General features: G+C 67.9%; 13 protein-coding genes. 8 read left to right on the forward strand and 5 right to left on the reverse strand.

Annotated elements, in window-relative coordinates; all coding sequences use genetic code 11:
• Nucleotides 1-37: 37 nt before the first annotated feature.
• Nucleotides 38-1591 carry a DHA2 family efflux MFS transporter permease subunit gene (locus ACH438_RS39135; protein WP_397014934.1) on the reverse strand — a complete coding sequence of 518 codons (1554 nt, stop codon included), beginning with the start codon at nt 1589-1591 and terminating at the stop codon, nt 38-40.
• Nucleotides 1592-1670: 79 nt separating this feature from the next.
• Complete coding sequence (locus tag ACH438_RS39140) at nt 1671-1841, reverse strand: hypothetical protein (RefSeq protein WP_397014936.1); 171 nt, start codon at nt 1839-1841, stop codon at nt 1671-1673.
• Nucleotides 1842-2010: 169 nt separating this feature from the next.
• Here ACH438_RS39140 and ACH438_RS39145 point away from each other — a divergent pair, with 169 nt between their 5' ends.
• The 5 genes from ACH438_RS39145 to ACH438_RS39165 are packed head-to-tail and all read left to right on the forward strand — an operon-like array spanning nt 2011 to nt 6038.
• Nucleotides 2011-2229 carry a hypothetical protein gene (locus tag ACH438_RS39145; RefSeq protein ID WP_397014938.1) on the forward strand — a complete coding sequence of 73 codons (219 nt, stop codon included), beginning with the start codon at nt 2011-2013 and terminating at the stop codon, nt 2227-2229.
• A gap of 56 nt (nt 2230-2285) precedes the next feature.
• The gene (locus tag ACH438_RS39150) at nt 2286-3392 is read left to right on the forward strand and encodes an SPFH domain-containing protein (protein ID WP_397014940.1); all 1107 of its coding nucleotides are present in this window, start codon (nt 2286-2288) and stop codon (nt 3390-3392) included.
• Nucleotides 3393-3435: 43 nt separating this feature from the next.
• The gene (locus tag ACH438_RS39155) at nt 3436-3834 is read left to right on the forward strand and encodes a cold-shock protein (RefSeq protein ID WP_397014942.1); all 399 of its coding nucleotides are present in this window, start codon (nt 3436-3438) and stop codon (nt 3832-3834) included.
• A gap of 51 nt (nt 3835-3885) precedes the next feature.
• On the forward strand, nt 3886-4968 hold the full coding sequence (locus ACH438_RS39160; protein ID WP_397014944.1) for an ATP-dependent DNA ligase: 1083 nt from the start codon (nt 3886-3888) through the stop codon (nt 4966-4968).
• Complete coding sequence (locus ACH438_RS39165) at nt 4965-6038, forward strand: DNA polymerase domain-containing protein (RefSeq protein WP_397014946.1); 1074 nt, start codon at nt 4965-4967, stop codon at nt 6036-6038. The genes ACH438_RS39160 and ACH438_RS39165 overlap by 4 nt, the downstream gene beginning before the upstream one ends.
• A 162-nt stretch (nt 6039-6200) precedes the next feature.
• On the opposite strand, the gene ACH438_RS39170 is transcribed toward ACH438_RS39165, so the two are convergent.
• Together ACH438_RS39170 and ACH438_RS39175 are read right to left on the reverse strand one after the other, a co-directional pair.
• Nucleotides 6201-6500, reverse strand: a complete 300-nt coding sequence (locus tag ACH438_RS39170) for a hypothetical protein (protein WP_397014948.1) — start codon at nt 6498-6500, stop codon at nt 6201-6203.
• A 188-nt stretch (nt 6501-6688) separates the two neighbouring features.
• Nucleotides 6689-7372, reverse strand: coding sequence for a hypothetical protein (locus tag ACH438_RS39175; protein ID WP_397014950.1), 684 nt, complete (start codon nt 7370-7372; stop codon nt 6689-6691).
• Between the two features lie 93 nt (nt 7373-7465).
• Here ACH438_RS39175 and ACH438_RS39180 point away from each other — a divergent pair, with 93 nt between their 5' ends.
• Both ACH438_RS39180 and ACH438_RS39185 read left to right on the forward strand, forming a co-directional pair.
• Nucleotides 7466-10498, forward strand: a complete 3033-nt coding sequence (locus ACH438_RS39180) for an alpha-mannosidase (RefSeq protein WP_397014952.1) — start codon at nt 7466-7468, stop codon at nt 10496-10498.
• 54 nt (nt 10499-10552) lie between these two features.
• Nucleotides 10553-11593, forward strand: coding sequence for a DUF4232 domain-containing protein (locus ACH438_RS39185; RefSeq protein ID WP_397014954.1), 1041 nt, complete (start codon nt 10553-10555; stop codon nt 11591-11593).
• Here ACH438_RS39185 and ACH438_RS39190 read toward each other — a convergent pair.
• Entirely contained in the window at nt 11581-12588 is a 1008-nt protein-coding gene (locus tag ACH438_RS39190) for a hypothetical protein (protein ID WP_397014956.1), read from the reverse strand. The genes ACH438_RS39185 and ACH438_RS39190 overlap by 13 nt on opposite strands.
• Before the next feature lie 271 nt (nt 12589-12859).
• Here ACH438_RS39190 and ACH438_RS39195 point away from each other — a divergent pair, with 271 nt between their 5' ends.
• On the forward strand, nt 12860-14017 hold the full coding sequence (locus ACH438_RS39195; protein ID WP_397014958.1) for a serine hydrolase domain-containing protein: 1158 nt from the start codon (nt 12860-12862) through the stop codon (nt 14015-14017).
• The last annotated feature ends 22 nt before the right edge of the window (nt 14018-14039 follow it).

Raw genomic sequence — 14039 nt, forward strand, 5'->3', positions numbered from 1 at the left:
TCATACCCCTCGGTGCCGGGCGGCGGCTACCGCGCGCTCAGTGCGCGACGATGGCGGGGGCGTCGGCCAGCTCCGGGTTGGCGGGCTTGACGCGGGGCAGGAAAAACGCCGGGATGAGCGTGACCGCCAGGATGCACAGCGCCACCACGAAGGTGTGGGCGAAGGCGGTGGCGGCCAGGTCGAAGCCGTGGGAGAGCACGTCGGGCGGGACCAGTTTCGCGATTTCCGGGCTGAAATGCGAGGCGGTGGCCGTGTTGGCCAGCGAGTGCCCGCCCACGCCGGCGGGGCCGCGGTTGAGCAGGCTGGTCAGCACCACGGAAATGGTTGCGGTGCCGATGGATCCGGCGGTCTGGTTGACGATGTTCATCAGCGTGGAACCGCGTGCGACCTGTGCGTAGGTCAGCGTCTGGATGGCGGCGGTCATGGTCGGCATCATGGTGCAGCCCATGCCCAGGCCCATCACGAACAGCGCGCCCAGGATCAGCGGGTAGGAGGTGTGCGCCCCGACCTGGGTCAGTACGGCCATGCCCGCGCACATGACGACGATGCCGGTGAGCACGATCTTGCCGGGCCCGATCTTGTCGACCAGCCGGCCCGCGACCGGCATGGTGAGCATGGCGCCCAGGCCCTGCGGGGCGATGAGCAGACCGGCCATGAGCGTGGATTCCCCGCGCACCTGCTGCAGATACGACGGCAGCAGCAGACCGGATCCGAAGAACGCCATGGCGAACAGGGTCATGGTCAGCACCGCGTAGCGCAGTGACCTGTTCTGGAACAGGTGCAGATCGATGAGCGGATGCTCGGTGCGCAGCGCGTGGAAGATGAACGCGATGATCAGCACCAGGCCGACGCCGGCGGGGATGAGCACCTTGGCCGAGGCCACGGTGCCCTCGCCCGGAATCGAGGACACGCCGTAGAGGAACGCGGCGAGACCCGGTGAGACCAGCAGCATTCCGATGAAGTCGAAGGACTGCGAGGGTTCGGGATTGTCGCGCGGGAAGACCACGAAGGCCAGGATCAGCGCGATGATGCCGATCGGCACGTTGATCAGGAAGATCCAGTGCCAGCTGAAGGAGTCGATGAGCCAGCCGCCCAGGATCGGGCCGCAGATGGGCCCGAGCAGCATGGGCACGCCGAGCACGGCCATGACGCGGCCGATGCGGGCCGGGCCCGCGGCGTGGGTCATGATCGTCATGCCCAGCGGCATGAGCATGCCGCCGCCCAGACCCTGGATGACGCGGAAACCGATGAGGGACTCGATGTTCCAGGCGGTCGAGCACAGCACCGAGCCGAGCACGAAGAAGACCAGCGCCATCATGTAGAGGCGTTTGGTGCCGAAGCGGTCGGCGGCCCACCCGGTGAGCGGGATGACGGTGGCCAGCGCCAGGGTGTAGCCGGTCATGGACCAGGCGGCGATGGCGTAGGTGGTGGAGAATTCCTGCTGGAACTTGGGGATTGCGACGGTCACGACGGTCACGTCGAGGATCGACATGATGGCGCCGAGCACCACGACGCCCGCGATCTTGAAGACGCGCGCGTCCAGTTTGTCGTCGGCCGAATCGGCCGCCTGTATATCCGGAGGGGTTGTCACCGGTTCAGCCTGCCAGCCGGTTGGTAACGAAACCAGCACATTTTTCTCTCGGCCATGATCGGCATCTCTCGAGCACCCTTCATGCGGGCGGCGGCCAGCCGTCGTCGTTGTCGTAGAAGTTGTCGGCCTCACGGTCGGCGAGCGCCTCGGCACGCAGGTCGAACTCCGAGGGGTCACCCGGATCCGGTTGCGGCGCAGTCTGTTTACCCGTCGAATCGACGGGATCGACCGGAATTGCATCCTTGCCCACGAGAAGTCCTCTCCTACCTCGGCGTTGGGCATCGAGCGCGGTCCCCTATCGTACCGAGTGATAGCAAATCTCGGGCAACCATCGGGAGGTGCATTGCCTCGCGCCGGTACCGCCCAACCCGCGCGTACGCTGGCGGTTTCAGGTGGGTAAGGGAGAGGTGTTGGGCGAGATGTCCGACCCGGTACTGGGGTTGACCGGTACGCTGACCACGCCGATCCGTGGCGCGGGAACGCTCGGGGAGGTGTTGGTCGCCATACGAGGGGGAACCGAGCTGTACATCGCGCGCGCCGAAGAACCACTGGCCGCAGGCACGTCGGTGCTGGTCGTGGCCGTGCATCCGGGACGCATCGTCGATGTTGTTGCGTGGGTGCCCTTTCCCGGCGATTGACATAGCGCCACATTCATTCCAGTTCAAGCATCCAATTCATTGAGGGAGACGAGTCGATGCTGGGTTTCCATGTACCCGATCCGGACGAGGCCATGCTGGTCAGCGGATCGCGCAGCGGTAGGGGCGACGGTTCGCCGTTCCGGGTGGTGATCGGGCACGGGGTGTTCGTACTGCCGATCTTCCGCAAGGTGCGGTACCTGTCGCTGGCCATGTTCGAGGCCGAGATCGGCGAGCGCTGTGTCACCAAGCAGGCCATCCAGCTCGATGTGCGCGCCGTGATCGCCTTCAAGGTCGCCAACGACACGGCGTCGATCGTCAATGCGGCGCAACGCTTCCTGTCCGAGCAGGAGCGCGAGATGTCGGTGCTGACCGGGCGCATCTTCTCCGGTCACCTGCGCTCGATCGTGGGCTCGATGACGGTGGAGGAGATCATCCGCGAACGCCAGAAGCTGGCCGACGAGGTGCTGGTGGCCTCCAAGGTGGAGATGAGCAATATCGGGCTGTGGGTGGACTCGTTCCAGATCCAGTCCATCGACGACGGCAACCTCGGCTACATCGCCGCGCTGGCCGCCCCGCACAATGCCGCGGTCAAGCGCGATGCCTCGATCGCGCAGGCCGCCGCCTCCCAGGCCGCGGCGCAGGCCGAGCAGGAGTCCCAGCGCCGGCAGGCCGAATACCAGCGCGAGACCTCGCTGCTGCGCGCGCAGTACCAGCGCGATATCGACAAGGCCAATGCCGAAGCGGCGCAGGCGGGTCCGCTCGCGCAGGCCACCGCCCTGCAGGAGGTGCTCACCGCGCAGGCCGTGCAGGCGCGCAAGCAGGCCGAGCTGCGCGAGCAGCAGCTGCAGGCCGAGGTCGTCAAACCCGCTATGGCAGAGGCGGAGCGGGTGCGCATCCTGGCCGAGGCCGAGGCCGACCGCACCCGCATCCAGGCCGACGCGGCGGCGTCGAACAATCGCATCGCGCTGGATCAGCTGCTCATCGAACAGCTTCCGGAGATCGTGAAGCAGGCCTCGCTCGGGTTGTCGAAGGCGAACCTGACCGTGCTCAATGGCCCCGACGGCGTCAGCGAGATCGTGAACGGGATGGTGGGCCAGGGCCTGACCGTCTTCAATTCATTGCAAAAGGCACTTTCTTCCAACAATGATCAGCCTGCGGACTAAAGTGACCGCAAGAGGGACGCGGCGACGAGGAGCGGGTGTTTAGGTGTCCATCGGGAAATTGGTGTCGTTCGACAGCTCTCGGGGTTTCGGTTTCATTCGTCCGGAGGACGGCGGGCCGGATGTGTTCGTGCATGTCAACGACATCGGGTTGGACGAAGACGAGTTGCGGCAGGGGCGAGTGTTCGAATTCGATGTGACCGAGGGTGACCGGGGTCCGAAGGCGATCAATCTGGCCTTGGTGGCGGGGCAGCCCGCCCCGCCCCGGCACAAGGGCAAGGAGCGTGGTGACCGCCCCGGCGGTCTGCTCAGTGCGTCCGAGCATCGCCGGCTGATCACCGAGCTGCTGCTCGATGCCTCCCCGGCGCTGACGGCCGGGGAGATCGTGACCATCCGGGATCGGCTCACCGCCTTCGCGGATCAGCACGGATGGATCGAAAACTGATCGGTTCGGATTAGGATCGTTCCCGGGTCAACCGCGAGCCGAGGAGGTCCAGTGGATCTGCCCGTCATGCCACCGATCAAACCGATGCTGGCGAAATCGGTGTCGGAGGTGCCACGTGAACCGGGGCTGCGCTTCGAACCGAAATGGGACGGCTTCCGCTGCATCGTCTTTCGCGACGGTGCCGAGATCGAGCTCGGCTCCCGCAACGACCGGCCCTTGACCCGGTATTTCCCCGAACTGGTGGAACTACTGGGCAAGGCGCTGCCGGAGCGTTGCGTGCTGGACGGGGAGATCGTGGTGGTCACCGAGAACGGCCTGGACTTCGACACGCTGCAGCAGCGGCTGCATCCGGCGGCCTCGCGGGTGAACAAGCTGGCCGTGGAGACCCCGGCCAGTTTCGTCGGCTTCGACCTGCTGGCCCTGGGTGACGAGGATCTGACCGAGCAGCCGTTCTCCGAACGGCGGCGCCGGCTGGAAACGGTGCTGAGCGAGGATGTTCCGCGCCTGCATCTGACCCCGATCACCGATGATCCCGATACCGCCGCGGACTGGTTCACCCGGTTCGAGGGCGCGGGGTTCGACGGGGTGATGGCCAAGGCCGCGGATCTGCCGTATCTGCAGGACAAGCGGGTGATGCTGAAGATCAAGCACGAGCGCACCGCCGACTGCGTCATCGCCGGGTTCCGCTGGCACAAGGACGGTAAGGGCGTGGGCTCGCTGCTGCTGGGGCTCTTCGACTCCGACGGGCGGCTCAATCATGTCGGGGTGGCGTCGAGTTTCACCGCGGCCCGGCGCGCCGAACTGGTCACCGAGCTGGAACCGTTGCGGCGCAATGCGCTCGAGAATCATCCGTGGCGCAGCTGGGCCGATGCCGCCGAACAGGCCAAGGCCGAGGGCAAGATGCCCGGCGGGGTGAGCCGCTGGACCGGCGGCAAGGACCTCTCGTGGGAGCCGCTGCGCCCGGAACTGGTCGCGGAGGTCCGCTACGAGCATGTGATGGCGGGGCGATTACGCCACGGCGGGCGGCTGGTGCGCTTCCGCACCGACCGCACGCCCGAATCCTGCACCTACGCCCAGCTCGACGAGGTCGCCCCGGCCGAACTCGACACCCTCTTCGACGAGGCGCGGCGATGAGCGAATCGGTGGATCTCGAGGTCGACGGCCGTACCGTCACGCTCACCAATCCGGGCAAGATCTACTTCGGCAAGCGCGGGGAAACGAAGCTGGATCTGGCGAATTACTATCTCGCCGTTTCGGATTCGATCATGAACACCATCAAGGACCGGCCGGTCCTGCTCGAACGCTACCCCGACGGCGCCTCCGGCAAATCGTGGTTCCAGAAGCGCGTACCCAAGGGCACCCCGGACTGGTTGCAGACCACCGTCGTCTCCACCCCCAACGGCACCACCAGCGATGCGCTGGTCGCCGCCGATATGGCGCACATCCTGTGGGCGGTGAACCTGGGCTGCCTGGGTTTTCACGTCTGGCCCACGCACGCCGGCACCGATCCGGAGATCTCGGCGCCACCGGTGCACGACGCGGCCGGGGAACTGCTGCCGCCCACCGGTGTCACCGATGAACTGCGGGTGGATCTGGATCCCTCCCCCGGCATCGGGTTCGAGGATCTGCGCGAGGCCGCGGTGCTGACCCGCGCACTGTGCACCGAACTGGGTATCGATGTGCGGGTGAAGACCTCGGGTTCGCGCGGGCTGCACCTGTATGCGCTGCTGGAACCGCGCTGGGACGGCTATCAGGTGCGCGCGGCCGCGGTGGCGCTGGCGCGCGAACTCGAGCGCCGCCATCCCGAGCGCATCACCGCCCAGTGGTGGAAGGAGGAACGCGGCGCGCGCGTGTTCTTCGACTTCAACCAGAATGCCCCGCACAAAACGGTTTTCGGCGCCTGGTGTGTGCGCCCGAAGGTGGGCGCGCAGGTGTCCACGCCGATCGCCTGGGACGATCTGGCCGATATCGTGCCCGACGAGCTGACCATCGCGACCGTGCCGGCCCGCGTCGCCGCGGGCGCCGACCCCTGGGCGGATCGGGTCCCGCAGTCCATTCAGGTGCTGCTGGAGATGTCGGAGAAGGATATGGCCGCCGGGCTGATGGACGCGCCCTGGCCGCCGGTCTACCCGAAGATGCCCAACGAGCCGCCGCGCGTGCAGCCCTCACGCAAGGCCACCGGCAAGAAGGACGCCGCCGAATAACGCGCACGCGGGCCGGCATCCGGCAGGCCGGTGCGCCCTCGGGCGACGATGACCGAGGACGCCACCGGCGTGCCGTGACACCGGGATCGGCGCGGGTTCGCGCGACTACCGTTGCGCGACAGTGGATTCCGCGACAATAGTTTCCGCGACGGTGCTTTCGGGCTACGGGCTGGGCTGCGGCGGGTTGGGGTTCCAGCAGGCCAGCGGCGGGCCCGGCGGGTAGAGCTGGGTCCAGCCGACCAGGGCGCCGATGCCCGCGCCGATCAGCGCGCCCGGCAGAGCACTGAAGGTGCCGCCGATGAGTCCGCCCACCAGCGCGCCTATCAGGGCGTTGCACTGGTGCATGGTGGTGTCGGGATCATCGACCGGGGCGGTGACGCTCGGGCTCGGCTCGGGTTGCAGATCGAGCGGTTCCGCGCTCGCCACACCGATGGTGGCCGCCGTGAGACCGATTGCGAGCACGGCGGTTGCTGTAAATCGTTTGATTTTCATTGCTCCTTCTCCCGTGCAAGTGAACCTGACTGGTGAGAATGCATATCGGTTTTCTCGGAGCAGCTGAACAGCTCATTTATGCGTACCAGATATGACCGTTTCTCAATGTCGTTTCCGAAATTTCGTGACCGCCACGGCGTGCGGTCGTAACCGGTGAGTTAAACGGCCGCGGCCTGACCGTGGGCGTAATCGATGACGTCCGCCGCGTAGGACGCGGCATCGTGTTGTACACCGAATAACCGCAATTGTTCGCACGCGTGATCGAGTTCCGCGCCCGGCCCGTCGGCGCCGAGCAGCACCACGATCGCGACCCAGGAGTCCAGGCCCGGATCCGGTTGCGCCAGTAGCTCATCGAGATACGCCCCCGGTTGTAGCAGGCGTAGCGCGCGGCGCGCATACAGGTGCACGCGCCGCGGCAGCTGGGCGCGGATCGCGTCGATATCGGCCTGCAGGGCCTGACCGGGCTGTTCGGGGTCCAGTCGCAGCGACCACGGCTGGGTCGCTTCCACCGGCAGCCCGGAGTTGCCGAGCAGCCCGGGCCCCTCGGCCTGCGCGAACGGCACCGGTGCCTGCCCCGATTGTGTGTTGCGCCAGGCGCGGTACTCCCACCAGGCGAGCGGGGTGGCGTCGAGGGCGAGCCCGAATCGCAGCTCCTGCTGCCCGCCGGTCCAGTTGCGCACGGTGCGGGTGCGCGTCACCGACGCCACCCCGGCCTCCTCGACCCGTATCCAGCCGGATTCGGCTCGGCCGCCGTGGGATTCGGCGCTCTCGAATCCATAGGGCTGCAGCAACTTTCCCGTTTCGCGCATCAGGCGGCGCACCGCCGACTCCGGACTGACCATGTCGGCAGCGTATCGATCCGCGCCGACAGGTCGTGGTTGCCGCAGAATGGGCGTGTTGGTCGATCACGTCACCGGTTCGAGGGAGACACCGCCATGCACGATGACCGCCGATTGATCGAGGGGCGCCTGGCCCGGGTGCTGTCCGAGCGGATCGCACCGGCGATCTACCCGGAATCGGTGCCGTTGCGGGCCTCGATGTGGGTGGCCCCGGACGAGCCGGTACCGGTCGCGGAGGGCATCGCCGCACTCCGCACCCCGGTCGAGCCCGGCACGCGCTGGGGTGCCGCGTGGGGCACCAGCTGGCTCACCGTGGAGGGCACGGTGCCGGCGGCGTGGGCGGGGCGCACGGTCGAGGCGATCATCGATCTCGGCTTCGACGGCACCATGACCGGATTCCAGTGCGAGGGACTGGTGTACCGCGCGGACGGGACACCGGTGAAGGGGCTGCATCCGCGCAATCAGTGGGTGCGGATCGCGGGCTCGGCGGCCGGGGGCGAGCAGGTGCTGTTGCATGTGGAGGCGGCCTCGAATCCGGTCATCGGGTTCTTCGCACCGACCACGCTGGGCGACAAGGCGACCGCGGGCAGCGAACCGCGGTATCGGCTGGGCCGCATGGATCTGGCGGTGTTCGACGAACAGGTGTGGGGGCTGGTGCAGGATCTCGAGGTGCTCGGCGAGCTCATGCACGAGATGCCCGAGGATCCCGCGCGCCGCTACGACATCGTGCGCGCCATCGAACGCGCCCTGGACGCGGTCGATCTGCAGGATGTGAACGGCACCGCCGCCGCGGCCCGCGCCTGCCTGACCGCAGTACTGGCGCGCCCGGCGATCGCGTCGGCGCACACCATCCACGCGGTCGGGCACGCACATATCGATACCGCCTGGTTGTGGCCGCTGCGGGAGACGGTCCGCAAGGTGGCGCGCACGACCGCGAACATGACCGCGCTGCTCGAGCAGGAACCCGAGTTCATCTACACGATGTCGCAAGCGGCGCAATACGATTTCCTCAAACAGCATCGGCCCGAGGTGTACGCGCGGGTGAAACAGGCTGTCGCGGAGGGCCGGTTCGTCCCGGCGGGTGGCATGTGGGTGGAATCGGATACGAATATGCCCGGGTCGGAGGCGATGGCGCGGCAGTTCGTGCACGGTAAGCGGTTCTTCCTCGACGAGTTCGGGGTGGAGAACCGGGAGGCGTGGCTGCCCGACACCTTCGGTTTCGCGGCCGGGCTGCCGCAGATCATCAAGGCGGCCGGCTCGGAATGGCTGCTGACACAGAAGATTTCCTGGAGTCAGATCAACCAGTTCCCGCATCACACGTTCTGGTGGGAGGGCATCGACGGCACCCGCATCTTCACGCACTTCCCGCCGATCGACACCTACAACTGTTCGATGCAGGGCAGTGAGATCGCGCATGCGGCAAGGAATTTCAAGGAGAAGGGGCGGGCCTCGCATTCGCTGGCGCCGACCGGTTTCGGCGACGGCGGCGGCGGGACCACCCGGGAGATGATCGCCAAGGCGGCGCGCATGCGCGATCTGGAGGGTTCACCGAAGGTGGTGTGGGACACCCCCGCCGGGTTCTTCGCCCGCGCCGAGGCCGAGTATCGGAATCCGGCGGTGTGGGTGGGCGAACTGTATCTGGAGTTGCATCGCGCGACACTGACCACGCAGGCCCGCACCAAACAGGGCAATCGGCGCAGTGAGCATCTACTGCGCGAGGCCGAGCTGTGGGCGGCCACGGCGGCGGTGCGCAAACGCGCCGACTACCCGTCTGCGGAGCTGGATCGGCTGTGGAAGACGGTGCTGTTGCACCAGTTCCACGATATTCTGCCGGGCTCCTCGATCGCCTGGGTGCATCGGGAGGCGCAGCAGACCTACGAGCAGGTGGCCGAAGAGCTGACGGCGCTGATCGAGCGGGCGCAATGGGTGCTCGGCGGGGAACGCGGCGGGGAGAACGTGTTCAATGCGGCGCCGCATGCGCAGGATTCGGTGCCGGCCGGGGCGGCGGGACCGGTGGCGGCGGGTGCGCCGTGCCGGGTGGCGGAGCGGCCCGGTGGCGGATTCGTGCTCGACAACGGGGTATTGCGGGTGGGGGTCGATGCGCGCGGGCTGATCGTGTCACTGATCGATCTGGCCCAGGAGCGCGAGACGCTGCCACCGGACGGGGTCGCGAATCTGCTGCAGGTGCACCCGGATCTGCCGAACTCCTGGGATGCCTGGGATGTGGACCTGTTCTACCGCAACCGCGTCACCGACCTCGTGGAGGCGGATTCGGTGGTGGCGGAGGTGGATTCGTCGGGTGCGGCGGTGGTGCGGGTGGGCCGGACGTTCGGGTCCTCCAAGGTGGAGCAGGCGTTGACGCTGCGTCCGGGTGCGCGCGGGCTGGACATCGAGACCGCCGTGGACTGGTTCGAGACCGAGAAATTCCTCAAACTCGCCTTCCCCCTGGATATTCACGCCGACCGCTATGCCGCCGAAACCCAGTTCGGTCACCTGTACCGGCCCACGCACACCAATACCAGCTGGGAGTACGCCAAGTTCGAGGCCTGCAATCACCGCTTCGTCCATATCGGCGAGCCCGGCTGGGGCGTGGCCCTGGTCAACGACTCCACGTACGGGCACGATCTCACCCGCACTGTGCGCGCCGACGGCGGAACCACCACCACTGTGCGGGCCTCGCTGCTGCGCGCTCCGCGGTTCCCCGACCCGGATACCGATCATGGGGCTCATGTCTTCCGGCATCGGCTGCTGCCGGGCGCCACGATCGGTGATGCGGTGCGCGAGGGCTACCGCATCAACCTGACACCGGCGCGGCCCGGTGTCGCCGACACCGTGGAGCCGCTCTTCAGCATCGACAATGATGCCGTCGTGACCAGTGCCGTGAAGCTCGCCGATGACGGCAGCGGTGATGTGGTGCTGCGCGTGTACGAGGCTCACGGCGGGCGCGCCTCGGCTCTGGTGAGGCCCGGCTTCCCCACTGCCGGTGTCGAAGTGTGTGATCTGCTCGAACGTCCCGTCCCGGCCGATACCGCCGTGGCCGCGGACGATGCGGGAGTGCGCCTGCGGCTGCGCCCGTTCCAGCTCGTCACCCTGCGTTTCGCCCGCTCCCCCGAACCCAGCGCCGGCTGAGCCCGGCGTCCGGCTCGGCTACGATCGAATCTTGTAGCGAGGGGGGAAATTTCGTTGAACACACGCCATGCCGTGGGATCGATCGCGGCGGTGGTGGCGATCGGTGCCGCGCTGATCGGATGCGGGACGTCCGGCACATCGCATACCGCCGGACCATCGAGCACCGCCACTACGACCGCGCAGTCCGTCACGCCGACACCGACGCCGACGGTGGATCCCACCACGCGCTGCCATACCGCCGACCTGTCCGCCACGGCCCAGGTGACTTCCAGCGCCGGGCGCACGAACATGCTCGCGGTCATTCTCACCAATACCGGTTCGCGTCCGTGCACGGCCTACGGTTTCCCGGGCCTGGAATTCACCGGGGTCCCGGCCGTCACGATCGATCGGGCCTCCGCGGCGCCGCTGTTGGTGCTGCTGGCGCCGAGGGTCGAGGCCGAATTCCTGGTCACCGTCACCCATCCGGACACCGTGCGCGATGCGACGACCTGTCCGCAGCCGTCAGGGTTGCGGATCATTCCGCCGGATGAGACCTCCCAGCTCACTGTGGCGTCCTCACCGCAGGGCGGGGGTGCGGACGCCATGCATGTCTGTGCCGGTGATCGGATGACCGTGCGGGCGTTGACCTCTCCCGCGGTCACCTGGGTGGGCAGCGCGCTCCCCGAGGGAATGCCGGATTGCCGGCCCAAGGATCTCGCGGCCACCGCATTCCACAGCGCGAACGGTGACGGGATGGGCCATGTCGGCGTGCAGGTGTGGGTGGCCAACACCTCCGGCGCCGATTGCGTGATCCGCGGTGCGCTGAACGTGGTGCCCGACAACGGCAGTGGCACCGCACAACCGGCCCAGTGCGCGGGCACGTGCACACCGGCGCCGGACACCGTGCTCGCCTTGCCCGCCGGCGCCGTGATCGTGGCGAACGGCAGCACCACCAACGGCGCCGGGAACGAATCCGCTTGTGGCACAGAGACACCGTTCGACGCGAAGACGATCCGGGTCTTCCTGCCCGATGGGCATGGTGTGGTCACCGGCCCGTACGGTGCGGCGCTCTACTGCCACGGCGCGTTCGGTCTCAACGACTTTCAGCCGTTGTAGGGTCCACCGGGCGGGCACCAGTCGTGACGGTAGGTGTCCAGGTCCTGGGGTGTGGCGGTGAAGTCGACATACAGTGCCACACCGAAGCTTTCGCGGTGCGGAGCGGTTCGGCCCAGGCCCAGTCGGATGCCGCGCACGGCCGCGGCGACGGTTTCGGCGTCGCCGTGGTGGCCGTAGTCCTCGGCCCAGAACACCGGCACACCCATGAGCAGGTCGACCGATTGCGGTGTGACCTGCAGTGCGAGGCTGGTCTGCTGGGCGACGTAGCCGCTGTAGAGGGGGCGGGTGGGCATGGAGGTGTCGTAGGACATCACCGCGATCTGGTCGACGCGCCGCGCCACTTCCCCGAAATAGGCTTGCGACCAATACTTTCCGTGGCCGACGAGGGCGATACCGAGGGAGTGCAGGCCGGGCAGCGGGTCGATCTGCGGCGCCGACACCGACAGCAGGGCGTGCCGGGCGGTGGTGAGCGCGCGCGTGCTGTCCAGGAGGGTCAGATAGCCGGCCGAGCCGGAGCGGACGGGCTCGAGATCGTAGTGCACGCCGTCGAATCCGAGATCCAGTGCTTGCCGCACCGACTCGATGACCCGAGCGCGCACCCCGGCATCGTCGAGGTGCAGGGCATCGTGTTCGGGTGCGACGAAGTCGCCGAGCCAGGCCTGTACCCGGACGCCGGGCAGTAGCCGGTGCACGGCGTCGGTGAACCAGCTCGCTTGCGGGTGCAGGTCCGCGGGCAGGGTGCCGTCCTCGGAGAGCGGCCCGGTGTGCACGAACAGGTCCTTGATCCCGCTGCCGGCCAGCGCGGTCGCGAGCCCGGCCACATCGGCCTCGGTCTTGCGGCCGTCGACCCAGGCATGCCCGAGCCAGTACGCGTCGCGCCCGCGGGTGCGGGCCTGCGCCGACACCTGCCCGGAGCCTTCCAGCCGCAGGGCCGCGGCCAGCACGGCCACCGGGGTCGCCAGCAAACACATCACCAGCACCGTCGCGATCGACATTCGCTGCCACCGCGTGCGCCGGCGCCACCGCGCGCGGATCGCACCACCGACTCTCATGCCCTGACATTACGACCCGCCGACCCGCCGGTTCGCGTCGAATGGTGCAGAGTTTGTGAAGGTTCCGCGCATACCGGCAAAGGGTTCTCCCGGACCTCGGCTACGCCGCGGGAATGACCACGAACCAGCAGTGCGGGTGACGCGGTCCGCGCGGTCGGCGCATTAGCGTCCTGACCATGACTTCTTCCATACAGCCGGCCCGGTGAGAGACGCCATGGCGAACAACGTGTTCCGCCGGATCGCGCCCGCCGCGCTCGTCATCGGTGTGGCCTGCGCGGTGACTGCGTGCACCGGCGACCCTGCGACGCCGCCGCCGGGTCCGCTGTCGGAGAGCTCGCGCGCCGCGGTGCGGCAGGCCCTCGATGCGGCGGTGGCCGCGGGCGTCCCCGGTGTCCAGGTCGTGGTCACCGAGCATGACCGCGACTGGACGGCGAGCTCCGGGGTCGGCGATATCGCCACCAAGGCGCCCTTCCCCGATGGCGCACATGCCCGGATGGGCAGCAACACCAAGGCCTTCGTCGCCTCGGTGGTGATGCAGCTCGTGGCGGCGGGCTCGGTGGACCTGGATGCCCCGATCGAGCGCTATCTCCCCGGTGTCGTGCAGGGCAACGGTATCGACGGCAATCACATCACGGTCCGAAACCTCATGCAGCACACCAGCGGCCTGCCCGAATACCTGGAGCTGCCCGCCCTGCAGGATGATTCACCCGACATCCTGACCAAGCATTTCGACACCGCGGACCTGGTCCGTCAGGCCATGACCCTGCCGCCGCATTTCGCGCCCGGCGCGAAGGCCGAGTACAGCAATACCAATTACCTCGTGGTCGGCCTGCTCGCCGAACGTGTGACCGGGCATCCGATCGCCGAGGAGATCGCCGGCCGCATCAGCGGTCCGCTGGGCCTGCACGACACCTACTTTCCCGCTTCCGGCGACACCGGCCTGCGTGCCCCGCATTCGCAGGGCTACGAGTCCGAGGACGGAAAACCCACCGACGTCACCCGCTACGACCCTTCCTGGGCAGGCCCGGCCGGCGCGCTGATCTCCACCGGCGCCGACGCCAACCGGTTCTTCACCGCCCTGCTCACCGGAAAGCTCGTTCCCCCGGCCCAGCTCGCCGAAATGCAGAAGGACCCACAACCCCTCACCAACCGTCCCGGTTATTCCTACGGCCTGGGCCTCACCGAACAGACCGCGTCCTGCGGTGAAAAGATCTGGGGCCACGGCGGTTCCATCCCCGGCTTCCGCACCTACAACGGTATGACGCCCTCCGGTCGCGCGGTCACCGTGATCGCCGACTACCGCGCCCCCGACCCCGCGGTGGATGACGCCGTCCACCAGGCCTTCGACACCGCCGTCTGCGCAACCGGCTAGCGACCCTCTCCTTCGTCCTCGC

This window comes from Nocardia sp. NPDC020380 (assembly GCF_044386975.1).
Taxonomy (GTDB): domain Bacteria; phylum Actinomycetota; class Actinomycetes; order Mycobacteriales; family Mycobacteriaceae; genus Nocardia.

What these genes read in the sequence shown, in the direction of transcription:
- ACH438_RS39145 (WP_397014938.1), top strand. Translation starts at nt 2,011, where the DNA reads ATGTCCGACCCGGTACTGGGGTTGACCGGTACGCTGACCACGCCGATC.
- ACH438_RS39150 (WP_397014940.1), top strand. Translation starts at nt 2,286, where the DNA reads ATGCTGGGTTTCCATGTACCCGATCCGGACGAGGCCATGCTGGTCAGC.
- ACH438_RS39165 (WP_397014946.1), top strand. Translation starts at nt 4,965, where the DNA reads ATGAGCGAATCGGTGGATCTCGAGGTCGACGGCCGTACCGTCACGCTC.
- ACH438_RS39175 (WP_397014950.1), bottom strand. Translation starts at nt 7,372, where the DNA reads ATGGTCAGTCCGGAGTCGGCGGTGCGCCGCCTGATGCGCGAAACGGGA.
- ACH438_RS39180 (WP_397014952.1), top strand. Translation starts at nt 7,466, where the DNA reads ATGCACGATGACCGCCGATTGATCGAGGGGCGCCTGGCCCGGGTGCTG.
- ACH438_RS39190 (WP_397014956.1), bottom strand. Translation starts at nt 12,588, where the DNA reads ATGTCGATCGCGACGGTGCTGGTGATGTGTTTGCTGGCGACCCCGGTG.
- ACH438_RS39195 (WP_397014958.1), top strand. Translation starts at nt 12,860, where the DNA reads ATGGCGAACAACGTGTTCCGCCGGATCGCGCCCGCCGCGCTCGTCATC.